This is a genomic window from Brachyspira pilosicoli (assembly GCF_036997485.1).
GTDB classification, from domain to species: domain Bacteria; phylum Spirochaetota; class Brachyspiria; order Brachyspirales; family Brachyspiraceae; genus Brachyspira; species Brachyspira pilosicoli_C.
Map to the genome: position 1 here is coordinate 953,655 of NZ_JAWLPU010000001.1, position 23,546 is coordinate 977,200.

The window sequence follows — 23,546 nt, forward strand, 5'->3', positions numbered from 1 at the left end:
CCTAACTAATTATGTTTTATTTATTTTTAATTTTTTTATATGAATATTCAAAAATGGTTTATATATTAGATAATCTATTACAAACAAACAAATAATAAGAATAGGGGCTTTTATATTAAAATTAGTAGATACAAATGAGTTTAAAATAGACGGAGTAGGCCAAGGTACAGCAGCAACTATCTTAGTTATTATATTTAATTTAAAAGCAAAATATGTAATTACAGCATTAATAATTGGAGTCATAATAAATGGAATAAAGAAAGTATTATTCATAACAATAGGAGTGCCGAATAATATAGGTTCATTAATATTAAATATTCCAGGGACTATGCTTGTTTTTCCTATCGATTTTATTTCTGGATTTTTACACATAAGCATAGCTATGCATAAACCTAAAGTAGCTCCTGCACCTCCTATATATATAAATCCATTCATAAACTCACCTGCAAAAATTCTATTTAAATTTTCCCCGTTAATAATAGCATATTGATTAATACTTAAATTAATTAATACAGCAGGGTTTATTATAACACTTCCTACATTAGAGCCATGTATACTGCCGCAGAACCATAATATATGAACTAATAACAATATAAAAATTATTAGTATTAAACTATCTGAAATTGCTGTTAAATATTCAAAAAGTTTTAGGAAATAACTTGCGATAGTATTATTAAAATATTTTTCTGTAATTACATTAATAAGAATACATAATACAGAAACTATAAAAAATGGGATTATTGTTTCTACAGTTTTTGCTATAGCACTTGGTATTATTTCTGGGAATCTAATATTTATTTTTACTACTAATCTGTATATTTCAACGCATACTATAGCACAAACTATTGCGAGTATTATTCCTTTAGCATTTAAATATCTTGCATCAATAACATTTATTTGTAATTGTTTTTTTAAGTCTAATAATTCTGATGCTACATTAATTGCTGATATTGATAAAGTTTTTGCTGATAACAATATAAATGCATATACTGACAAAAAAGAGTTTGCTAATTTACCCAAATTATAATGTTCTGCAAGAGCGTATGCTGTAGAATATGATAAAAATATAGATACAATTCCTATACTTGAATTGAATATTGCTATATAATATTTATGAAAATACTGGGTAAAATCTTGATATTGCTTTATATATAAAGTACTATCAGGATTTGAAAATGGTAAATTAAAAATTAGTATAAATATGGAGCATGTTATAATAAGCGGAGAGAGCGCATAAAAGCCTAAATTAATAGAATTGATATATTTATTTGATGCAAATTTTGACATGATTGGTGCTAATTTATTTTCTATAAATGCATTAATTTTTTCATTATTACTCATTTTCATTACCCTTTTTATATGATTATAAAATTATTTATAGACTTATATAAAAAAACATTGTTAATGATTATTTTTTGCATCATTAACAATGTTTTATAATTTCTTCAGTTTTCAGCTATTTCTTTTTTTTCTAATTCTTTTATATACATATTTAAAAATGGTTTATATATAAAATAATCCAGTACTACCAATCCTAACACCAAAACAGGTGCTAAGAAATTTAAATTGGTTGCTATGAATGCAGCTAATGGCGAAGGAGTTGTCCAAGGAACAAGTGCAACTATTCTTGAAATAATATTAAGCTCCATTAATATATATGATATTACTGCATTTATTATCGGAGTTAATACAAAAGGTATAGCAAATAAAGGGTTCATTACTATAGGTATACCAAATATTATAGGTTCATTAATATTAAAAATACCAGGAACAATTGCTAATTTTCCAATAGCTTTTACTTGAGCATTTTTAGACATAAGCATAGCTATACATAGACCTAAAGTAGCTCCAGAACCTCCAGTATATGCAAAGAATGCCATCCATTCTCCAGCAAATATTTTAGGTATTTGTTCGCCTGCAGTAAGAGCAGCTTGGTTTAATGATAAGTTTAGTGAAGTAGTAAGCCCCATTATAGGACCAACAATATTTGGACCATGTATACCGCAAAACCATAAAACGTGAATTAATAGTAAGAATATAATTATAGCAGGCAAACCATCTGCCATATTAAGAAGCGGCTGAATGAAAGTTAATAATAAATCTGGTATCATTACATGTAACTTGTTTTGTATTATGATATTTACTATCTGAAATAATATAGATATAACAGCTACAGGTATTAAAATTTCAAAAGATTTAGCTATAGCCGGAGGAACAGAATCAGGCAGTTTTATCATAAGATTTTTATTTATTAAGAATCTTGATATTTCTACTGTTAATAAACCGCATATAATTGCTATGAACAATCCTTTAGCATCTAAATATCTTGCATCCAATATGGCAATATTTGTGTTTTCTGCAACATGTAATAATGAAGCAGCACTTCCTATCATAGTAGCGGTTATAGATTTAGCGGATAGTAGTAAAAATGCATATAAAGAGACAAAACCTGATGTAGGTTTATCCATATTATAATGACCTGCAAATGAATAGCCTATACCAAAGGCCCCAAATAAAGCCATCATTCCCATGGTACAATTATATATTTGTATAAACTCTGTTTGAAATCTTTTTACAAAAATGCTATAAGGTTCAAAATATAGGAAATTATTAGGGTCTTGAAGCGGTAAATTAAAAAGCAGCAAAACAAATGAACCTACTATAATAAAAGGAGTCGTGAATACAAAACCATCTTTAATAGCAACTAAGTATTTATTTGAGGCTATTTGCACCATTTTTGGCAGAAATTTATTTTCCATAAAATCTGCGGCTTTTTCTTTGAAAGTCATAAAAAATCTCCTTATACCAATAAATTTTCTTAAAATAATATTATTGTTACTATAAGGAACCAGTATAGAAATAATTTTAAAGCAAGTCAATTAAACTCTTATTAATTAATTACCAGATTAATGTGGAAAAAATCTTGTTTGAGTTTTTATCTTTTTCATATTATTTTTATATTAGTTTTTAACAAATTAAGGAGTCGTTTATGCCATTTAAAAAAGGTTTTTTATGGGGGGGAGCTACCGCAGCAAACCAGTGTGAAGGCGGATTTGATAAGGGCGGAAGAGGTTTGGCTAATGTTGATGTTGCTCCTCATGGTAAGGATAGAACTGCTGTTATTAGCGGTAAAATGAAAATGTTTGATTTTGATAAGGAGCATTATTATCCTTCAAAAGATGCTATTGAGATGTATACTCATTATAAAGAAGATATAAAATTATTTGCTGAGATGGGATTTAGTGTTTATCGTATGTCTATTGCTTGGAGCAGAATATTCCCTAAAGGTGATGAAGATAAACCTAATGAAGAAGGTTTAAAATTTTATGAAGATGTATTTAAAGAGTGCTTAAAATACAATATAAAGCCTTTAGTTACTATTACACATTTTGATTGTCCTATGCATTTAATTACAAAATATGGCGGTTGGAAAAATAGAATAATGATAAAATTCTATGAAAATCTTTGTAACGCTATATTTAATAGATATAAAGGTTTAGTTGAATATTGGCTTACATTCAATGAAATAAATATGATTTTGCATTTACCTTTTATGGGAGCCGGACTTTATTTTGAAGATGGTGAAAATGAAGAAGAAGTAAAATATCAAGCGGCGCATCATGAATTGGTGGCAAGTGCATTGGCTACAAAAATAGCTCATGAGGTAGACCCAAACAATAAAGTAGGCTGTATGCTTGCTGCTGGTACTTGCTATCCTTATTCTTCTAGACCTGAAGATGTATTAGCTGCTCAGCAGAAAAATAATGAATCATATTTCTTTGTTGATGTGCAGTCAAGAGGAAAATATCCTAATTATGCTTTGAAAAAATTTGAAAGAGAAAAATTAAATATTAAAATGGAAAAAGAAGATTTAGAGTTGTTAGCTAAATATACTGTTGATTTTATTTCTTTCTCTTATTATACAACAAGATGTGTTACTGTGGATAAAACTGTACATGTAGAAACAAAAGATGCTTTAGAAAAAGATATTAAAAACCCAGCATTAAAACAAACCGAATGGGGATGGACTGTTGATCCGCTTGGAATAAGAGTTACTTTAAATGATATTTATGACAGATATCAAAAACCTATGTTTATAGTAGAAAATGGACTCGGTGCACATGACAAGCCTGATGAAAATGGTTATGTAGAAGATGATTACAGAATAGATTATTTAAGAGAGCATATCAAAAATATGAAAGATGCTGTTGAAATTGATGGTGTTGATTTGATAGGGTACACTACTTGGGGACCTATTGATTTAGTTTCTGCTGGTACTGGCGAAATGTCTAAGAGATATGGTTTTATATATGTAGACAGAGATGATTTTGGTAATGGTACTTTAAAAAGAAGCAAGAAAAAATCATTCTACTGGTATAAAAAAGTTATAGATAGTAATGGGGAAAATTTAGAATAGAGGTATTTTTTATTTTATTGTTAAGGCTTTTAGTGATTTCTCCGCTAAAAGCCTTTATTTTTATTAACTAAATTTATTAACAATGTTAATTATGTAAAATATTTAATTTTACCACTTACTCATATCCATTTGTTTAGTAAGTTTAGCAACCACTGCAGTTCCGCATAAATCTCCAGATATGTTAAGAGCAGTTCTTCCCATATCAAGTATAGCATCTATTCCGAGTATCATACCGTAAGCAGCAGCAACATTTACATTAGAATTAATATCAAGCCCAATAGAATTAAGCACCATAAGAAGCATAATAGAACCAGCTCCAGGAACACCAGCGGTACCAACAGCAGCAAGCACAGATACTATTACAACAGTTAACTGAGCATTAAAATCTAATGGATTACCAGTAGCATTTGAGATAAATATAGCACATATACCTAAATATATAGCAGTACCATTCATATTGATAGTAGCACCAAGAGGTAAAGTAAAACTATAGATACCCTGATTAATACCCATTTTCTCATCGGCTACTTTCATAGATATAGGTAATGTACCTCCGGAAGAGCGTGTAACAAATGCAGTGAATAATGGTTCAAAAATCTTTACCAAGAATTTCTTAGGGTTAATTCCAAATATAAGATTTATTAAACTATAAACAATTACAAGCTGAATAGCAAAAGCAATATATATAGTATATGTAACTTTTAATAATGATTTAAAAGATTCAGGACCATTTTTAGCAAATACTGTAAATATTAAAGCTAAAACTCCTATAGGAGCATAAAACATAATCCAACCAACTATTTTTATTATAATATGTGTACAGCCGTCAAAAAACTTATAAACAATGTCAGCACTATTTTTTGTACTTTCATTATCCCTGCAAAATGCCAAGGAAATACCAAAGAATATAGAGAAAAATATTGTAGGAAGAACATCGCCGTCATTTTTAGCAAAAGATGAAAAAGGGTTCGTTGGTATTGTTGAAAGCAAAGTATCTATAAAATTAGGTTTTACAAACTCTTTTGTAGTAACCATAGCCATATTTAAATCTAAATCCAACCCCGGTTTTAATAAATTACCAACGGCAAGTCCAAAAACAGAAGATATTACAGAAGTGATAATATAAAAAATAAGTATGACGATACCAACTATACCAAGATGTTTTGGCGATATGCTTGAAACTCCGCTTATTAAAGTAAAAATAATCACAGGCATTACTATCATTTTTAACAGCCTTATAAAAATATTACCTATAGGGTCTGATATCGAAATTAATGTTTTTAATGTTTCATCGGAAGCATAAGAAGAAGCAAGCATTCCAAGTATGGCACCAATAATTAAACTAATGAGTATCATAATGAGTAACTTGCTTTTTAAATCTTTTATTATAGACATGTTTATAATCCTCAAAATAATTTGTAAAAATATATTATGTAATAATATAAAAATCAAGTTTTTAATAAAAAACACTTGTTTTAAAAGTTTTATTTATTATTAAAAAATTATACTAAAATATAACTATTTGTATACTAATCAGATTATTGACTAATATTAATATATTTGTAGAATATAAGAAGTTATAGTTTGTGATGTTTGATACTTAAAAAGCATAATTATATTTTTAGGATATTATATGGAAATTAGGGGATTAAAATATTTTTTAATAACTGTGAGGGAAGGTAATATTACAAAAGCTGCAAAATATCTTAATCTCACCCAGCCGAATTTATCAAGACAGATAAATATACTTGAAAGAGATATTGGGCATAAACTTTTTGAAAGAAGGCATAGTAATATAGAGCTTACTCCTGAAGGAATTTTATTAAAAAAAAGAGCAGAAGAAATAATAAATATGATAGAAAAAACCAGAGCGGAGTTTAATTTTACTGATGAGGTTATAGCGGGGGATATATTCATTGGTGCGGGGGAGAGCTGGGCTATGAGTTTACTTGCTTCAGTTATGAAAGATGTGCAAAATGATTATCCTCATATAAAATATAATATTTACAGCGGAAATTTTCAGGACATTACAGAGAAGCTTGATAAAGGGCTACTCGATTTTGGTTTATTAATTGACCCTGCTGATTTATCTAAATATGATTATTTAAAAATGCCTGCAAAAGATACTTGGGGATTAATTATGAGAAAAGATTCTCATCTTTTAAATAAAAAAAATATAACAAAAAAAGATTTATTAAATATTCCTTTAATAATTTCAAGACAGGTAATGGAAACTGAAATGCTTGATAATGATTTTTCAAGGTGGTTTGCTGATACTTTTGATAAGCTAAATATAGTTGCCACTTACAATTTAATTTACAATGCATTAATTATGGTTCAGGAAGGCATGGGGTATGCTTTATGTTTAGACAAGTTAATAGACAATATGGAGCATCAAAATATTTGTTTTTTACCTTTAAAGCCGAAATTAGAATCTGGTATTAATATTGTATGGAAAAAGAATCAAGAGTTTTCAAGGGCGTCAAAAATATTTCTTGATAGGATTAGAAATAAATTTAATTCATAACGCACGGTAAACAAATCATAAAATATAAATGCATTTTTATTTTCTCAAACAGCTATGAAATTAAAAATATTTAATCGTGCGGTAATTCAATAACAAATTTAAAAAACACTTGGGTGGGTGCTAATAAATTCTAATTAAAATAAAAAATATAAATTAAGTTTTAATACAAAGTAAAGATTATAAAATCTTGAGGGAGGGGAGAGAAAATAAAATTTTTTAACTTTATTTACGCTTGCCCGCCCTTTATGATTTATTGTTTGAATAGTTAATTTTATTTTTTAGTTCTTTAATAGTCGAAACTGTTAATATAACGCCCGCCCAAGTTTTATTTAGGTTTAGAATCATCACACCGCACGGTGAGTAAAATTATAAAAAATATATTAATTAATAATTATAATATGTATTATAAATTAAAGTCTGTTTACCGTGCGTTATTTGCTCATAATTACAAATAAAAAATCCAAGCATTATAAAATAATACTTGGATTAAAGAGAAAATTAGTTATAAAGGTCTATTAATTATTTTAGATTTTCAGTAAAGAACTGTGATAATTTTTCAAAAGGAATTTTCTTCATATTGTCATATAAATCAACATGGTCAGCATCTTCTATTATTAAAATCTCTTTTGGCTCTAACGCTTCTTTATAAATATCTTCAGAGTAGTATCTTGAATGAGCTCTATCACCTGCTATTAAAAGTATAGGAGTAGGAGAAACATCTTTAATATTAGCCATCAAAGGGAAATTCCAAAAAGATACAGGCATTGTTGCAGTCCAAGAAGTAACAAAGTTTATAGCACGAGGGTGATAAGCTCTTTTAGCATAATAGTTGTAGAAAGCAGCAAATACAGGGTCAGCATTTTCAGGAAGCTCTTCTGGTACAACCATTGCAGAAGCTTGTATATTATTATTTGCATCAAAAGTAGGTTCATGATTTCCTAATGCATAGGTTTTACTTTCAGCATCTTTCCAACGCTGTTCGCTTAAATATTCTCTTATTTTTCTTCTTTGCTCAGGAGTGTAATAATCTTGATGTCCTTTGCTCATATCTCTTGACATATCATACATTGAAGCAGTTGCTACAGCCTTTATTCTAGTGTCAGTTCCAGCTGCAGTGATAGCCATACCAGAAAGTCCGCAAATACCTATTGCACCAATGCGGTTTCTGTCTACATAATCAAGTAAACCTAAATAATCTACAGCAGCACTATAATCTTCAGTAAATATATCAGGTGAAGAAGTGTTTCTTACATCGCCCCCACTCTCACCTGTAAAAGATGGGTCAAATGCTAAAGCAACAAAACCATAAGTAGCCATCTCCTGAGCATATAATCCTGAAGCTTGTTCTTTAACTGCTCCAAATGGTCCAGATACAACTATCGCAGGATTTTTTTGATTGGTATAATTTTCTGGCAAATATAAATCTCCTGCTATTTCTATACCATAACGATTTTTAAATCTTACTTTTTTCATTTCTATATTTGTATAAATTTTAAAAACTCTTGTATCCATATCATCTCCTCCTTTATTTTGATTATTCTGTGATTGGTTATTGTTACAAGATATTAAAAAAGTTAGAAGTAAATATATTGATAATATTATTTTTTTCATTTAACGCTCCTTAATTTTATTTATTATAACTTTTTTATAATTTTAGCAGGCACTCCTCCAACTATTACATTAGAAGGTACATCTTTATTAACCAAAGCACCAGCAGCTATTATTGAATTGTCTCCTATAGTAACTCCTCCAAGTATATTAGCCCCAGAGCCTATCCAAACATTATTACCTATAACTACTTTTGACGGATATGTTGTGCTTCTATGCTCTAAATCAAAACCATGATTTAAAGTTGATATAGTAACATTCATTCCAAGAAATACATTGTCTCCTATAGTTATTCCGCCTCTATCTTGAAATGAGCAGCCGCAGTTAAAAAATACATTTTTTCCTATCTTTATATTTCTTCCGAAGTCGCTGTAAAATGGAGGAAAGCACATAAAACTTTCATCTATATTTTCGCCTGTTAGCTTTTCAAATAATTTTCTTACCTCATCTGGAGTGTGATAACTATTATTAATTTCCATACATATTTTTATTGCATTTTGTGCACATTCATGCAAAAATGGTGAAAGCTCTTTATCAATGCTCGATACAGGATTTCCTTCTTTGCAGTATTTTATAAACTCTTCGATATTCATTTGTTATTCCTTATTTTTATTAATTGACTTTATTTTATAAAGAAAATGTATTATATCAAATATTTATGTGTTATATCTTTTTATGCCTAAAAGGCATACTAGTGATACTAAACTTTAATATTCATTTAACTTAAATGAATTTGCTTTTTTATCTCTTTTGTATAATACTTATTATATAGCGTTTATTATATTCAAATATAATAAATTATCTTAAAAATAAGGATTTGCGATGATAGAAAATTTTATACCTAATAAAAAAGTATTTGTGTTTGATACAAATGTTATATTGCATGATTTTAAATCAATATTCTCTTTTGAAGAAACTAATATTGTTATACCTATTACAGTGTTGGAAGAGGTTGATAAGTTCAAAAAAGGAAGCGATACAATTAATTTTAATGCGAGAGAGTTTATAAGAGAGCTTGATGCTATAGTTGAAAAAAATGAAAAAACTGAAGGGGTGAAAGACATATTCAAAAAGGGTGCTTTGCTTGATAATAAAAGTAAGGTGTTTGTTGATGTTAATAACGAAGAGAAAGAAGATTTTAAAAAGATATTTGCAGGAAACATACCTGATCATAAAATACTATCTTGTGCTTATAATTTGAAATCTGAAAATTATAGAGTAGTTCTCATTACAAAAGATATTAATATGAGAATGAAGGCAAGAAGTTTAGGTATAGATACTCAGGATTATAACACTGATAAAATTGATAAATTATCTTCACTATTTACAGGTATAGAAAGTATTTCTGGGGACAATGCACGCGTTTATATAAAAGAGCTTAAAGATAATAAACAAATAGGAGTTAAAGAAGAGAATTCAATTTATCCTAATACATATTTTTGCTATAGAGTAAATGAAGAAGATGAAGCAGTAATAGGTAAATATAAAGATGATACTAATACAATAGTTTATGTTGATAGTAATATTAATGCTTATGGAATAAAACCAAGAAATGAAGAGCAGGCAATGGCTTTAGATGTTTTACTTGATAATGATATACCTTTAGTTACAATAATGGGTAAAGCTGGTACTGGTAAAACACTTTTGGCTCTTGCTGCTGCTTTAGAAAAAAGAAGAGAATATAGGCAAATACTTTTAGCTCGTCCAATAGTTGCACTTTCTAATAAAGATTTAGGTTTTTTGCCTGGAGATGTTAATAGTAAATTAGACCCTTATATGCAGCCTTTATTTGACAACCTTTCAGTAATACAGCATATTCACTCTGATGATAGCGATGAAAGCAAGAACATTAAAAAGATGCTTGAAAATGAAAAGATAGTAATTTCACCACTCGCATATATTAGAGGAAGAAGCTTAAATAGAATATATTTTATAGTAGATGAAGCACAAAACCTAACTCCCCATGAAATAAAAACTATTATAACAAGAGCAGGCGAAGGAACAAAAATAGTTTTCACTGGGGACATTCACCAGATAGATACTCCTTATTTGGATGAAAGAAACAATGGACTTACTTATTTGATAGACAGAACCAAAGGAGAAGTTTTAAGCGGCACTGTAACACTTGAGAAAGGAGAGCGTTCAAAACTTGCCGAGCTTGCTGCGAACGTATTATGAAATTATTGAATAGTAAAGCATAAAGAGTGAAGCCAACCCTTTATGCTTTTTGTTTTTAATTGATATAAAATATTTTTAATTCCATAAATTATATATAAATTATATTTTTATAAATTAGTACTTTTGCAACTTTGACGAAGTCCGCACCGCGACTGAAAGGAGTGCCTGTGGGTGCGACTGAAAGGAGTCCTTCATGGCAACTGTAGGAAGTACCTTTAGGTATGGGTGCGAGCTGCGGGAAAGGTTGATAAAAATTATATATTGTTGCTTATTATTTTTTACAAGTTGCTGCGGTAAAAAGAACAACAAAAAAGTTGATATAAAATTATTGTTTTAATATACATTAAAAAATTTTGAGTGTATCAAAATTTAGTTTTTATGTTTTTTTATTCTCGGGGACTATCCCCTTGCGAAGCGTACCCGTAGGGTAGAACCACCACTTCTTTTACGACCGTAGGAAGTGCCTTCGGTATTGGTATAAAAGAAACAAAAGAACTGCATTTAATAAAATCTTGTCTTTTATGCATAGATGAAAATATAGATATTATTTAAGATTTACATATCCTAAAACCATAAAGCTAAAACATTTGTACTTTTTGGTTCTTTGACGAAGTCCGCACCGCGAAGGCTGGAAAAGTTGATAAAAAATAATATAATAAAAATAAAACTTGATAAATATTATCTAAATTATATAATTCAATTAAAAATTGTTGGAAATATTTTATGGAAGAAAATATTCGCTGGAAACAGAGATTTAATCATTTTGAAAAAGCTTTTAATTTGCTAAAAAATGTTTTTGAAGATAGAAAAATAGAAGAATTATCATTATTAGAAAAAGAAGGTGTTGTTCAGAGATTTGAATATACTTATGAATTGGCTTGGAAAACTTTGAAAGATTATTTGGAATATAATGGAAGTTTAAACAATGTAGATATATCTCCAAGAAACATTTTTAAAGAAGCTTACTTAGCAAATATTATTAAAAATGAAGATGTATTTATAGATATGATGTTAAGTCGCAATTTGCTTTCTCATACTTATGATTTTGTTAAGTTTGAAGAGATTTTTAAAAGAATAGAAAATGATTATTTAAAAGTATTAAATGAATTATATAATTTCTTTTTGGAGAGGATAAACTCTTAATGCTTGATGAAAAAATATTAAAAGAAATTAAAAATATTTGCTCTAAGTATGTAAATATAGAAAAAGTTATACTGTTTGGCTCGAGGGCAATAGACAAAGAAAAATATAATTCTGATATAGATTTGGCCGTAGTGGGAGAGTTTGACTTTTTATTTTGCGGGAGATTAAAAGAAGAGTTTGAAAACATACCAACACTTTTAAAATTTGATGTTGTTGATTATAATAATATTACTAATCAAAAATTAATAAACGATATAAACAAATACGGCAAAGTTATTTATAGTAAATCATAAAATGATGAGAAAGGCTTGGTAAAAACTGCTTTACATATATAAATAATGGAGAAAAAATGAATAAAACTATTGAGGCATTTAAAGACGATATACATAGCTCTTTAAAACTTAGAGAGAAAATTCTATTAAATATAAAGTCAAAAACAGAAAAAGAAATGATTTTAAATCAAGTTGAACTATATTTTAATTTTGAAAAAGAGAATATTGAATTGGTCTATTTTGTTTTAGATAGTGATTATCCTAATGTAATTATTAATTTTAGGGAATTAAAAGATATTATCAATAATATGAGGTAATATATAAAAGTTTTGTATAATAAATATTTTTAATTTCATAAATTAAATTATATTTTTATAAATTAGCACTTTTACAACTTTGACGAAGTCCGCACCGCGACTGAAAGGAGTGCATGTGGATGCGACCGAAGGAAGTGCCTGTGGGTGCGAGCTGCGGAAAAAGAACAATAAAAAAATTAATAAAATATAATTACTTTAATATATATTAAAAAATTTAAAGCCTATCAAAATATTTTTTAGTTTTTTTATTTGTGGTGGCTTTGCCCCCACGCCCCCAGTTCTTTTATTGGTATAAAAGAACCAAAAGAACTGTATTTTTATTATAAATTTTATAATTTAATTGTACATTAAAAAGCACTCCCCCGCACAACTAAGAAGTTATAATTAAACCATAATATTACCGTGCGGCAAGGTGGTACAGCTCGTACGCGGGAAAAAGAACAATAAAAAATTTAATTAACTTTTATAAATGCTGTCTATCATATATTTTAATTTTGTTGCTTCTATTTGTCCTGGTGCTGATGCTCTTTTAGCTGAAGCAAATGTAATTGCAGAATAAAATAGTCTTGTTATAACGCCCTCTTCTCCCATGGATATTGCTATAAGCGGTATATTATTTATTTCATTGTGAAGCTCTAATATTGTTAATACATCTTTTTGTTTTTTGGGAGTGTAGGCCACTTTTGCTATATCCGCTTTTAATTTTATCATTTTCTTTATTCTATGAATTATTTCTATTTTGTTTGGAGTTTTACTAAAATCATGATTAGAGAGTATTGTTTTTATATTTCCTTCTTTTGATAGTTTTATTAATTCTTTTATATCGTTTTCTTTTAGAGTTAATAATTCTATATCTATAATAGAAAATAATTTTTTATCTATGATAGTTTTATAAATATTAATCATACAGTCATAAGTATCAGATTTTATATTTAAATTTCCGCCTTCTTTAACACTTCTTAAAGTAAATATTATAGGTTTTGTTGTACATTTTTTTATCTCTTTGGAAATCTCTTCTATATTGTTGTCGCTATCTTCATAAAAGTCTGCACGCCATTCTATTAAATCTATTGGAAGTTTATCTATCTCTTTTATATATTTTATAACATCCTTTTTATGTTTTTCTATAACAGGAATACATATTTTAGGAATACCATCGCCAATATTAACATTTTTTATTTTAATCATAATAACTCCACGAATAGTTTTAATTAAATATGATGTTTTTTATATAATCTACAGGCATTTGTTTTGAAGTCCACAGCTCAAAAGCTAATGCTCCCTGATATAAAAGCATACCCATTCCATTAATTATTTTACAATTTTCTTTTTCTGCTATTTGTAATAATTTTGTTTTTGCTGGGCTATATATACAATCGGCAACAATTAAATCATCTCTAAAAAATGTTTTATCTTCTATAATTGAAGCATCGTCTTTCATACCAACACTTGTAGCATTAATTAATAATTTGCTTTTATCTATTTGTTTTTTTAATTCTTTTTTATTATCTAAAGTATAAAGCTCTATTTTGCAATCAGTTTCATCTTGAATATTATCTATTATCTTTTTTTGCTCAGTCCAATTATTATCTCTTTTAAAAACAGATATTTCTTTTACACCATAAAGAGCAAACTCTGTAATTATAGAAATAGAAGCTCCTCCAATGCCAAGTATTGTAACATCACTATTTTTTATATTAATATTTTCTTCTTCAAGAGACTTTATAAAACCTTTTCCGTCTGTAGAGTGTCCTGTTAAAACTCCATTATCATTAACTATAGTGTTTACGCTTTGAGAGAGTCTTGCAGATTCTGAAATATTATCCAAATATTGTATAACTTCTTTTTTATTCGGCATAGATAAATTAACGCCTCTTATATTAAGAGTTTTTATAGAGTTTACGGCTTCTTTCAAATTATTTTTATCTACTTCAAAAGCTAAATATACATAATCTAATGATAGTTTTTCAAAAGATTTATTATGCATGATTGGGGATAAACTGTGTCTGCAAGGTGAAGCAAAAAGTGCTGTTAATGTTGTTTTTGCTGTTATATTCATTTTTTAATTATCCTGTGTATTCTTCTATATATCTTTTCATCAGTAATTTTATTGTATCTTTATCGGCATCGAGTGAAGCTATATCGAATGCATCAATCATTATTTTTCGTTCTTCTGGTGTTAAGCATTGTACTGGGTCTTTAGCTATAAATAATTTTTTGTATTGTGAAGGTATTAGAGTTTCATCGTCCATGAGAATCTCTTCATACAACTTTTCACCTTCTCTTATTCCTGTAAATATTATAGGGATATCTTTTTCTGTAAGACCGTACATCTTAAGCATATTTTTTGCCAAATCTAATATCTTTACAGGTTTACCCATATCCAAAGTAAATATAACTCCATCATTAAGTGTACAAGCTTTTATTACTAACCTTGCTGCTTCTCTTATGGACATAAAAAATCTAACCATTTCTGGGTGCGTAACTGTTAGAGGTTTTCCTTCTCTAATCTGTCTTTCAAAAACTGGTATTACACTTCCGCTACTTCCTAATACATTGCCGAATCTTGTTATTTTAAATTTAGTATTATTTTGTTCATGCGATAGGGACATTATCATTCTTTCGCATATTCTTTTGCTTGCCCCCATAAGTGATGTCGGACGAACGGCTTTATCTGTTGATATAAATATAAAGTTTTTAATATTATTTTTGATTGCTAATGTAGCTATATTTTCTGTTGCGAGTATGTTGTTTTTAATTGCTTCTTCAGGGTATTCTTCCATAAACGGCAAATGCTTATGTGCTGCTGCATGAAATATTATATCTGGATTTTCTTGTTTTAATATTTTATCTACTTTTACATAATCTCTAACATTAGATATAATATATTTAAACTTATGTTTGTTTTTTTCATTTTTTCTATCATTCAAAGACATTATAAGACTATGTATAGCACCTTCAGAATTATCTAAAGCCATTACTTTTTTTACAGGAAGTGTTACTAATTGTCTTACAAGTTCGCTTCCAATAGAGCCTCCTCCCCCTGTAACTAGTATCGTTTTATCTTTATAATAATCCGATATCTCTTTTTCATCAAAACCAATCTCTTCCCTTCCAAGTAAATCTGATGGTTCTATGTTTCTAATGTCTTTAATAGAAGCATTTCCTTTTATAATCTCAAAAAAGCAAGGGAGTATTTTATATTTGATTCCTGTAGGATATATTATATCTAATATTTCAAGAAGTTCTTTTTGTTTAAGTGTAGGTATTGCTATAATAATTTCTTCTATTTCTATATTTTTGTTTTTATATTTATTTATAATTTTTTCTATATCTTTAACTTTGCCTTCAACTTTTATAGTATGATTATTAATATTAATTTCTTTTTTATTTTCATCATCATCTAAAAAGCAAAGTATATTATATTCATTACTATCATCAGATGCTAATATTTCAGAAGCAAGAGTCTCTCCTGCATTTCCAGCTCCAATAATAACAATATTTTTTTTACCCATTAAATATCCCAAAGTTATTATTTTTAATAATTAATTATAGTATAAATTTTGTATTATACAAGTTTTTTAATTTATTTACCGCACGGTGAAAAACTTTATGTTTGTAATAGAAATAGTATTTTTAGTTTGTTTATATTTTTGTATCTATTTAGCGTGCGTAATGTTTATTCAATATTTAATTTATATTTTATATACTTGATTGCTTATGAAATATTATAATTTATAGCTTCAAAAACTTGACAAATACAACTATAAAAATATAATGAGTATACTATATTATATTGTAAGGATATATAATGATAAAAAATATTATATCAGATATAGGAAATGTTTTATTTAAATTTGATATAGTTGATTTTCTATATAAACATACTGATAAAGTAGATGATGTAAATGAGTTTTTAGATAATACTATAAGAGATAAAAATTGGAGTTTAATGGATAAAGGTGATTTGTCATTTAATGATGCTAAAAACTATTTTTTAAATGCTTGCCCAAAATATAAATTTGTTTTAAAACAAATATTTGATTCTTATTTATATGATGTGTTATCTATGCATCATAATATAGAAATATTAAAAGAATATAAATTAAAAGGTTATAACATATATTATTTATCTAATATGCCAGTTGAAACTTTTAATGCTATAAAGAAAAAAACAGACTTTTTTGATAATACATGTTCTGGCGGTATAATATCAGCTGATGTAAAAATTATTAAACCAACTAAAGCAATATATGAACTATTGCTCAAAAGATATAAACTAAATATAAAAGAATGTCTTTTTATAGATGATAATTTGGATAATGTTGTATCTGCTGAACAAATGGGAATAAAATCTATACATCTAAAGAATATAGACGATTTATCTTTAGAATTAAAAAATATAGAGTATTATGAAAATAATTAAAGATTTTTTTGTGAAAATTAAAAGCCGTTACGGCGGTTTGTATTTATTAATAGTTTCAATATTTATATTATTAGATTTAATTGCTTCTCTCTATATAAGCAGTTTTGTATATGAGCCTAATACTACTGATTTAATATATATGTTCTTTACTCTTTTTTTGCCTTCATCAAGTATTATAATTGGTATAGTAACTATAGTTAAATTTGTATTAGAAGCCCTCAAAAAAAAAGAAGGCTCTCATCTGAAACTTGCTATAGTATCAATAATGGCCTTTATGACAGTTATCACGAGTTTGGTTATTAGTAAGATGTCATATTATATAATAGAATCTAATCTAAATTTATTTACTGATAATAGTATTAATGAATCTTTATCATATATAATAGAAGTTTCTAATGATGATATAGTTAATAAACAAAATAGTATATTAAATAGTATATCAAATTCTTATGACAATTATTTAAATAATATAGATTTATCTGATACGGCAAAAATAAGTAATGTAATATATAAAGATAATATTTTCACTAATATAATTTTTGTTTCTAATTCATATTATGGGTATAGTACTATCTTATTTAATTCTCAAGACTATGTACCTCTTGATATTAATTATAGATTTTCTTTAGATAAGATTACATTTGCTAATAGTGAATATAATGGGCTTTTTTATATTAACGCTATAGTTCCTCTCAGAGATGTAAATCATTATGCTATTATTTTTGATAGTATGCCTAGTAATTATATCAATGTTAGAAATAATGCATTGAAAGCTTTTAGAATATATAATTCAATTAATATGTTTATAGGTGAGTTCTCGATAGTGTTAAAACTTCTATATATATTTATCTTAGGAATATCTACTTTTATATCTATTATTTTTGGTATAATATTTTCCCGCTTTATAACAAGACCTATAAGTTTACTTCTTAATGCTACTAATTCTATTATTAACTCTGATTTTGATGTTGATATGAAGTTTTATGGGGTTCATGATCTTAGAAACCTAATTTATAGATTTAATGTTATGGCCAGAGCTTTAAAATATCATAGAGATAAAGAAAAAATAAGAGTATCGTTAGAAACTTGGAAAGAAGCTGCTATTAAAGTAGCACATGAAATAAAAAATCCTCTTATGCCTATTATGATGAATGCTGAATTAATAGAAAAGAGGTTAAAAAGTGAAATGTCTGATAATGATTTGGAAAAGATAAAGAAATCTATCAACATCATTATCAAAAATTCAAATAGTATTTTATCTTTAGTGAAATCATTTTCAGAGTTTTCTTTTAATATTAAACTCTCTACCGAAAAAGAGTCTATCAATGGCGTTCTTATAGAGGTATTTGAATCTTTTAAAAATATTCCTAATGTTAAGTGTAAGACATCATTTTCTAAGATAGATTGTTTTATTAATATGGATAGAGATAAACTTATCATTGCTTTTAGAAATTTAATAAAAAATGCGATAGAGGCTATGGAGAATAATAGTAAAGAGTCTTTTATATATTTATCTAGTTATCATGAAGTTTTGGATTTCCAGGAATTTTTTACGGTTAGTATTACAGATACAGGAAATGGTATAAACGAGAATGATTTAAAAAGGATTTTTGAACCATATTTTACCTCTAAAGATAAAGGTACTGGTATAGGTCTTTCTATAGTGGAAAAGATTATTAATGAGCATAATGGTAGAATAGATGTTGATTCAATAATAGGTGAAGGTACTACATTTTTTGTTAGATTTAGAAATTAAAGTTCTTCTTTACTGAAATATTGTACTATTTTATTTATATTAGAACTATTATCAATATATTTTATATCAAGTTTCTTAGCTTCTTCTTTTATATTTTGATCTATGTTTTCTGATATAAAAAATATTTGAAAGTTTGATTGATTATTTGCTTTTTTTAATTCAGTAATAAATTCTATAACATTAATCCATACTAAATTAGGATTAAATATTAATATTTCTATATTATATTTATAGATTTTACTCATAAGTTCGTATAAATTTTCTGCGGTTAATACTTTAATTGAAGAGCTTTCAAGCAAAGCTTTAATTTTATTTAGGCTAATACCATCATCATCTACTAGTATAACAGTATTTTCTTTCATAAATAATCCGAAGAATTAAGTATTATATTTACCGAGAGAGGGAATCGAACCCTCACTGAGTTGCCCCAATCAGATTTTGAGTCTGACGTGTCTACCAATTTCACCATCTCGGCTTAAAAAACAGTTATATTATAGTATATGTTTATATAAAAATCAAGCATATTTTTTACATAAATAAATATACATGTTTGCACGTGTATATTTATGTGATAAACAACACAATATTGCCTTATTTATATGAGTTTAATATTTAAAAAAATTCTACAACAAGTATTGCTATTTATAAAAAAATTGTTTATTATAATAAATTTTATATTAAAAAAGATTAAAGGAGTCGATTATGAGTCATCAACACAGAGGGCAGTGGGGTACTCGTGCAGGATTTATATTAGCTGCTATAGGTTCTGCTGTTGGTTTGGGTAATATATGGCGTTTCCCATATATGGTAGCATCTAATGGCGGCGGAGCTTTTATGATAGTATTCCTAATTGCTATGCTTACTGCTGGTATACCTATTATGATATTGGAATTTTCTATAGGACATAAAACACATAGAAGTGCACCTGGAGCTTTAAAATTCCTTAATTCAAAATGGGAATGGTTAGGTTGGCTTCAAGTGTTTACTTGTTTTGCTATAGTTATTTATTATTCTGTTATTATAGCTTGGTCATTATCTTATGGACTATTTTCCCTTCAAGGGTTAAAATGGGGAACTGATACTGTTGGTTTCTTTACTGGGGAGTATCTAAAATTAGAAAGCGGTTTTTCTCTTGGAAATTTTAATTTGAGTGTAGCTATTCCTTTAATTATTGTTTGGGTGATAATATTTGCTTCTGTTATAGGCGGCGTTAAAGATGGTATAGAAAAAGCTAATAAAATTTTTATGCCTTTGCTTGCTATACTTGTAGTAATCATACTTATTAGAGGTATTACTTTACCTGGTGCTTTGGCAGGACTTGATTATATGTTTAAGCCTGATTTCTCTAAATTGCTTAATCCTCAAGTATGGATTGCTGCTTATGGTCAGGTATTTTATAGTATGTCTGTTGCTTTTGGTATAATGATTACATATTCTAGTTATTTGCCTGATGATTCTGATATAGCTAATAATGCATTTATGACTGGTTTTGCTGATACTAGCTTTAGTTTATTTGCTGGTTTAACTGTGTTTAGCATAATGGGTTATATGGCTTATTCTCAGGGTAAAGAAGTTGCTGAGGTTGCTGGAAATGGCGGTATAGGTTTGGCTTTCATGGTATTTCCTGAGGCTATTAATGCTTTACCTGGTTTAAATGGAATATTTGGTTTAGTATTTTTCTTAGTGCTTTCTTTTGCAGGACTTACTTCTGCTATATCACTTGCTGAGGTTGTTATATCTTCTTTTATAGATAAGTTCCATTTCAACAGAAAAAAAGTTGCTGTTATAGTAATATTAATACAGGGCTTAATTTCTATGGTTTATGCTACAGGAAGCGGTTTGAACATACTTGATATAGTAGATGCTTTCCTCAACAATTATAACATAGTAGTAAGCGGTCTTATAGAGATAGTATTAGTTGCTTGGGTATATAAATTGGGCGATTTCAAAGAGCTTATTAATAAAGTAAGTGAGTTTAGAGTTGGATTATGGTGGGATTTCTGTTTGAAGTTTTTAACTCCAATATTCTTAGCTATAATGTTGGCTTTAAAACTTATAAACGATTTCCAAAAACCTTATGGAAACTATCCTCAAGCTGCTTTAATAATATTAGGTTGGTCTATGCCTGTATTGGCTTTTATAGTTGGTATTATACTTGCCAAACTTAAAGACAGAACTTTAAATAGTTAATAGGAGGTATTGATATATGAGTCCAGATTCTGCAATATTTATGGCACTTAGCCTTATAGTAATATGGGGCGGCTTTATCTTTTTTGTAAGCATAGGTGCTAGAAAAAAATAAAAATAAATGATTAAAAATAATAGGGGGAGACAAAATCCCCCTTTTTTTTATTAACAAACAAAAAATTATTATCTTAGTGGTGCTTCAGATATACTTACTTTTATATCATCTAATTTATTCATTTCTGTATTTTTTGTATGAAGTACTTTTCTTATATATTCTGCAACTGCTTCATTGTTTTCTACTTTAGAGCCTATTATTATTTCTTTTATATAATTAGTCCTTTCATCAAAAAGCGGCATATAATCAATATAGAGTTTCTTCTTATCATTATCAATTAATATTTCATCAGATTTATAATCATTTGTTACAAGCATTCTAAGTTCCTGCTCTTCAAAGAAAGCTTCATGTTTTATTATGTATTTTATATTTTCAAACAAATAGCTGTATAATTGATTTTTTATATTTTTATAATTTTCATTTCCTTCTATTTCTTTTTTAATTTCTTTTGTATAATAAAATATTTTTGCAAATGCATATTTAATCAAATCTTCTTTTTTATCATCCTCTTTTAATTCTATATTATCAACTAAATCATTTAAATCAATAATATTGCTTGCATATTTGGACTTTTCTTTATTGTAAACAAGCTGATTTTCTTTTTCATTATAATAAAGTACCCAATATAGATTTCTTTTTTGTATTAATGGTATTTCTATATTATCATTGATATCCTTAATGGTTGTGTTTTCATCAATTTTTATACTAGTTATTAATTCATTAGTCATTTCATAATTTATTTTTTTTTCATGTTCATAAGAATAAGGAGGTGTATATGAATTATTAAAATATTTATTATCTAAAACTAAGCATATTCCTGTAGCTTCTTTATTTTCTTTTTTACCATAAAGCCTAAACATTGTAAGAGAATCTTTATTTCTTGAATATGATGTTTGTAATGTTAAAGCTTTTTCATCATTTTCTATTTTTATATCTATATTATTTTTATTTAAAATTCTTTCTAAAATTTTTCCTTCTTTAGGGTCATTAGCCGTTGTTATATTATTTATTCTTATATTTCCACTTTCTTTTTTAGCTATTTTTTCTTTTTTGGTATCCAATAATAAATTGAGAATATCTAAAGAAGTGTAATGTGATATTTCTATTTTATCATTTTCTTTTTCAATATCAAAAGTTAAAATTTTAAGTAAAAAATATTCATATAGTAAGAGATATTTTATATTTTTTTTAAGTTCATTATCAAAATTTTTGCTTTCGTTAAAACTAGAAATTAAATTTGTTATTGACTCATTTTTCCATAAATTATTATTATTAATATCAGTTAATAATATAAATAATTTATCTATATTATAATATTTTTCTAATGATTGAAATATTAATATTATATATGGTATATTTAAATGTTTTTTATCTAAATATATAAAATTATTTATATCACTTATCGCTTTCTTATATTCACCTAAATTCATTCTAGATATAAATCTTAAGTAGTACCAATATTTATTATTATTTAATTTTATAGCCTTATTAATATAAGTTATAGAGTCACTATATTTTTTTAAATTAATTTGAATAACAACTATTGATAAATATGCATATTCATTTTTATTATTTAATTCTATAACTTTATTATAATCATTTATAGCTTCTTCATACATTTCTAAATTGAATTTAGAAAGTCCTCTATTAAAGTAGGCATTACTATCATTTGCATCTAATTCTATAACTTTATTAAAATCATCTATAGATTCCTCATATCTTTTTAAATTTGATTTTAATACTCCTATATGAAGGTATGAACTTTTATCATTTGGATCTAATTTTACAGCTTTATTAAAATCATTTATAGCTTCTTCATACATTCTTAAATTTGATTTTGATAGTCCTCTATTAAAATATGCATTATTATCATTTGGATCTAATTCTATAACTCTATTATAGTCATCTATGGCTTCTTTATACATTCCTAAGTTTGATTTTGCAAAACCTCTACCAATGTAGGCCATTCTATTATTTGAATTTAATTCTATAACTCTATTATAGTCATCTATGGCTTCTTTATACATTCTTAAATTTGATTTTGCAAAACCTCTACTAATGTAGGCCATTTCATTATTTGAATTTAATTCTATAACTCTATTATAGTCATCTATGGCTTCTTTATACATTCTTAAATTTGATTTTGATAGTCCTCTATTAAAATATGCATTATTATCATTTGGATCTAATTCTACAGCTTTATTAAAATCATTTATAGCTTCTTTATACATTCTTAAATTTGATTTTGATAGCCCTCTATTAAAGTATGCACTTTTGTTATTTGGATTTAATTCTATAGTTTTATTAAAATCTTTTAATGATTCTTTATATATTTGTAAATATGCTTTTGAAAGGCCTCTATTAAAATATGCTTTTTCATTATTTGGATTTATTTCTGTTACTTTATTATAGTTTTCTATGGCTGCATTATAATCTTCTAATTCAAAATAACAGCTTGCTTTTAGAAAATATGCATCTTCGTCCTTATCATCTTTTTCAATTATTTCATCGCATAGCTTTATTGCTTCTTCAATATGTTTTTCTTCTATTAGATTTAGTATTTTATTTTTTAGTTCTTCGGTCATAATACTATTAAAAAA

General features: G+C 26.9%; 20 protein-coding genes and 1 tRNA gene. 10 read left to right on the top strand and 11 right to left on the bottom strand.

Going from position 1 to position 23,546, the window contains the following annotated elements; all coding sequences use genetic code 11:
• Positions 1-9: 9 nt before the first annotated feature.
• Both R4I97_RS04285 and R4I97_RS04290 read right to left on the bottom strand, forming a co-directional pair.
• Complete coding sequence (locus R4I97_RS04285) at positions 10-1,341, bottom strand: PTS sugar transporter subunit IIC (RefSeq protein ID WP_335783852.1); 1,332 nt, start codon at positions 1,339-1,341, stop codon at positions 10-12.
• A 104-nt stretch (positions 1,342-1,445) separates the two neighbouring features.
• Complete coding sequence (locus tag R4I97_RS04290) at positions 1,446-2,789, bottom strand: PTS sugar transporter subunit IIC (RefSeq protein ID WP_335783853.1); 1,344 nt, start codon at positions 2,787-2,789, stop codon at positions 1,446-1,448.
• 200 nt (positions 2,790-2,989) lie between these two features.
• On the opposite strand from R4I97_RS04290, the gene R4I97_RS04295 reads away from it, so the two are divergent.
• Entirely contained in the window at positions 2,990-4,417 is a 1,428-nt protein-coding gene (locus R4I97_RS04295; protein WP_335783854.1) for a 6-phospho-beta-glucosidase, read from the top strand.
• A 108-nt stretch (positions 4,418-4,525) separates the two neighbouring features.
• Here the strand turns inward: R4I97_RS04295 and R4I97_RS04300 are convergent, their stop codons facing one another.
• Positions 4,526-5,812: a dicarboxylate/amino acid:cation symporter gene (locus R4I97_RS04300; protein ID WP_335783855.1), complete on the bottom strand. Its 1,287-nt coding sequence runs from the start codon at positions 5,810-5,812 to the stop codon at positions 4,526-4,528.
• Positions 5,813-6,050: 238 nt separating this feature from the next.
• Here R4I97_RS04300 and R4I97_RS04305 point away from each other — a divergent pair, with 238 nt between their 5' ends.
• On the top strand, positions 6,051-6,944 hold the full coding sequence (locus R4I97_RS04305) for a LysR family transcriptional regulator (protein WP_335783856.1): 894 nt from the start codon (positions 6,051-6,053) through the stop codon (positions 6,942-6,944).
• 519 nt (positions 6,945-7,463) lie between these two features.
• Here R4I97_RS04305 and R4I97_RS04310 read toward each other — a convergent pair.
• Both R4I97_RS04310 and R4I97_RS04315 read right to left on the bottom strand, forming a co-directional pair.
• Positions 7,464-8,555, bottom strand: coding sequence for an alpha/beta hydrolase (locus R4I97_RS04310; RefSeq protein WP_335783857.1), 1,092 nt, complete (start codon positions 8,553-8,555; stop codon positions 7,464-7,466).
• 23 nt (positions 8,556-8,578) lie between these two features.
• On the bottom strand, positions 8,579-9,145 hold the full coding sequence (locus tag R4I97_RS04315) for a DapH/DapD/GlmU-related protein (RefSeq protein ID WP_335783858.1): 567 nt from the start codon (positions 9,143-9,145) through the stop codon (positions 8,579-8,581).
• Positions 9,146-9,374: 229 nt separating this feature from the next.
• Here R4I97_RS04315 and R4I97_RS04320 point away from each other — a divergent pair, with 229 nt between their 5' ends.
• The 4 genes from R4I97_RS04320 to R4I97_RS04335 all read left to right on the top strand — a co-directional run bounded on the left by R4I97_RS04320 (position 9,375) and on the right by R4I97_RS04335 (position 12,462).
• Positions 9,375-10,730: a PhoH family protein gene (locus R4I97_RS04320; RefSeq protein ID WP_335783859.1), complete on the top strand. Its 1,356-nt coding sequence runs from the start codon at positions 9,375-9,377 to the stop codon at positions 10,728-10,730.
• A 723-nt stretch (positions 10,731-11,453) separates the two neighbouring features.
• A complete protein-coding gene (locus R4I97_RS04325; protein WP_335783860.1) occupies positions 11,454-11,873 on the top strand; it encodes a nucleotidyltransferase substrate binding protein in 420 nt (139 codons plus the stop codon).
• A complete protein-coding gene (locus tag R4I97_RS04330; protein WP_335783861.1) occupies positions 11,873-12,166 on the top strand; it encodes a nucleotidyltransferase domain-containing protein in 294 nt (97 codons plus the stop codon). The genes R4I97_RS04325 and R4I97_RS04330 overlap by 1 nt, the downstream gene beginning before the upstream one ends.
• Before the next feature lie 56 nt (positions 12,167-12,222).
• Positions 12,223-12,462 (top strand): hypothetical protein, encoded by a 240-nt coding sequence (locus R4I97_RS04335; RefSeq protein WP_335783862.1) that lies wholly within the window; start codon positions 12,223-12,225, stop codon positions 12,460-12,462.
• Positions 12,463-12,918: 456 nt separating this feature from the next.
• Here R4I97_RS04335 and aroD read toward each other — a convergent pair whose 3' ends face one another.
• The 3 genes from aroD to R4I97_RS04350 are packed head-to-tail and all read right to left on the bottom strand — an operon-like array spanning position 12,919 to position 15,989.
• On the bottom strand, positions 12,919-13,650 hold the full coding sequence (aroD, locus tag R4I97_RS04340; protein ID WP_335783863.1) for a type I 3-dehydroquinate dehydratase: 732 nt from the start codon (positions 13,648-13,650) through the stop codon (positions 12,919-12,921).
• Between the two features lie 19 nt (positions 13,651-13,669).
• Positions 13,670-14,521 (bottom strand): shikimate dehydrogenase, encoded by an 852-nt coding sequence (gene aroE, locus R4I97_RS04345; RefSeq protein ID WP_335783864.1) that lies wholly within the window; start codon positions 14,519-14,521, stop codon positions 13,670-13,672.
• A 7-nt stretch (positions 14,522-14,528) separates the two neighbouring features.
• On the bottom strand, positions 14,529-15,989 hold the full coding sequence (locus R4I97_RS04350; RefSeq protein ID WP_335783865.1) for a nucleoside-diphosphate sugar epimerase/dehydratase: 1,461 nt from the start codon (positions 15,987-15,989) through the stop codon (positions 14,529-14,531).
• A 284-nt stretch (positions 15,990-16,273) separates the two neighbouring features.
• Here R4I97_RS04350 and R4I97_RS04355 point away from each other — a divergent pair, with 284 nt between their 5' ends.
• A complete protein-coding gene (locus R4I97_RS04355) occupies positions 16,274-16,888 on the top strand; it encodes an HAD family phosphatase (RefSeq protein ID WP_335783866.1) in 615 nt (204 codons plus the stop codon).
• On the top strand, positions 16,875-18,644 hold the full coding sequence (locus R4I97_RS04360; RefSeq protein WP_335783867.1) for a HAMP domain-containing sensor histidine kinase: 1,770 nt from the start codon (positions 16,875-16,877) through the stop codon (positions 18,642-18,644). Before R4I97_RS04355 ends, R4I97_RS04360 begins: the two co-directional genes overlap by 14 nt.
• On the opposite strand, the gene R4I97_RS04365 is transcribed toward R4I97_RS04360, so the two are convergent.
• Positions 18,641-19,006, bottom strand: coding sequence for a response regulator (locus R4I97_RS04365; RefSeq protein ID WP_335783868.1), 366 nt, complete (start codon positions 19,004-19,006; stop codon positions 18,641-18,643). The genes R4I97_RS04360 and R4I97_RS04365 overlap by 4 nt on opposite strands.
• 29 nt (positions 19,007-19,035) lie before the next feature.
• Positions 19,036-19,119 (bottom strand) — tRNA-Leu (locus R4I97_RS04370).
• Between the two features lie 227 nt (positions 19,120-19,346).
• On the opposite strand from R4I97_RS04370, the gene R4I97_RS04375 reads away from it, so the two are divergent.
• Both R4I97_RS04375 and R4I97_RS04380 read left to right on the top strand, forming a co-directional pair.
• Positions 19,347-20,834, top strand: a complete 1,488-nt coding sequence (locus tag R4I97_RS04375; protein ID WP_335783869.1) for a sodium-dependent transporter — start codon at positions 19,347-19,349, stop codon at positions 20,832-20,834.
• Positions 20,835-20,850: 16 nt separating this feature from the next.
• Complete coding sequence (locus tag R4I97_RS04380; RefSeq protein ID WP_014932180.1) at positions 20,851-20,946, top strand: MetS family NSS transporter small subunit; 96 nt, start codon at positions 20,851-20,853, stop codon at positions 20,944-20,946.
• 68 nt (positions 20,947-21,014) lie between these two features.
• Here R4I97_RS04380 and R4I97_RS04385 read toward each other — a convergent pair whose 3' ends face one another.
• Complete coding sequence (locus R4I97_RS04385; protein WP_335783870.1) at positions 21,015-23,531, bottom strand: tetratricopeptide repeat protein; 2,517 nt, start codon at positions 23,529-23,531, stop codon at positions 21,015-21,017.
• Positions 23,532-23,546 lie beyond the last annotated feature (15 nt).

Coding starts and splice junctions, on each gene's coding strand:
- R4I97_RS04285 (WP_335783852.1), bottom strand. CDS start 1,341: ATGAGTAATAATGAAAAAATTAATGCATTTATAGAAAATAAATTAGCA.
- R4I97_RS04290 (WP_335783853.1), bottom strand. CDS start 2,789: ATGACTTTCAAAGAAAAAGCCGCAGATTTTATGGAAAATAAATTTCTG.
- R4I97_RS04295 (WP_335783854.1), top strand. CDS start 2,990: ATGCCATTTAAAAAAGGTTTTTTATGGGGGGGAGCTACCGCAGCAAAC.
- R4I97_RS04300 (WP_335783855.1), bottom strand. CDS start 5,812: ATGTCTATAATAAAAGATTTAAAAAGCAAGTTACTCATTATGATACTC.
- R4I97_RS04305 (WP_335783856.1), top strand. CDS start 6,051: ATGGAAATTAGGGGATTAAAATATTTTTTAATAACTGTGAGGGAAGGT.
- R4I97_RS04310 (WP_335783857.1), bottom strand. CDS start 8,555: ATGAAAAAAATAATATTATCAATATATTTACTTCTAACTTTTTTAATA.
- R4I97_RS04315 (WP_335783858.1), bottom strand. CDS start 9,145: ATGAATATCGAAGAGTTTATAAAATACTGCAAAGAAGGAAATCCTGTA.
- R4I97_RS04320 (WP_335783859.1), top strand. CDS start 9,375: ATGATAGAAAATTTTATACCTAATAAAAAAGTATTTGTGTTTGATACA.
- R4I97_RS04325 (WP_335783860.1), top strand. CDS start 11,454: ATGGAAGAAAATATTCGCTGGAAACAGAGATTTAATCATTTTGAAAAA.
- R4I97_RS04330 (WP_335783861.1), top strand. CDS start 11,873: ATGCTTGATGAAAAAATATTAAAAGAAATTAAAAATATTTGCTCTAAG.
- R4I97_RS04335 (WP_335783862.1), top strand. CDS start 12,223: ATGAATAAAACTATTGAGGCATTTAAAGACGATATACATAGCTCTTTA.
- aroD (WP_335783863.1), bottom strand. CDS start 13,650: ATGATTAAAATAAAAAATGTTAATATTGGCGATGGTATTCCTAAAATA.
- aroE (WP_335783864.1), bottom strand. CDS start 14,521: ATGAATATAACAGCAAAAACAACATTAACAGCACTTTTTGCTTCACCT.
- R4I97_RS04355 (WP_335783866.1), top strand. CDS start 16,274: ATGATAAAAAATATTATATCAGATATAGGAAATGTTTTATTTAAATTT.
- R4I97_RS04360 (WP_335783867.1), top strand. CDS start 16,875: ATGAAAATAATTAAAGATTTTTTTGTGAAAATTAAAAGCCGTTACGGC.
- R4I97_RS04365 (WP_335783868.1), bottom strand. CDS start 19,006: ATGAAAGAAAATACTGTTATACTAGTAGATGATGATGGTATTAGCCTA.
- R4I97_RS04375 (WP_335783869.1), top strand. CDS start 19,347: ATGAGTCATCAACACAGAGGGCAGTGGGGTACTCGTGCAGGATTTATA.
- R4I97_RS04380 (WP_014932180.1), top strand. CDS start 20,851: ATGAGTCCAGATTCTGCAATATTTATGGCACTTAGCCTTATAGTAATA.
- R4I97_RS04385 (WP_335783870.1), bottom strand. CDS start 23,531: ATGACCGAAGAACTAAAAAATAAAATACTAAATCTAATAGAAGAAAAA.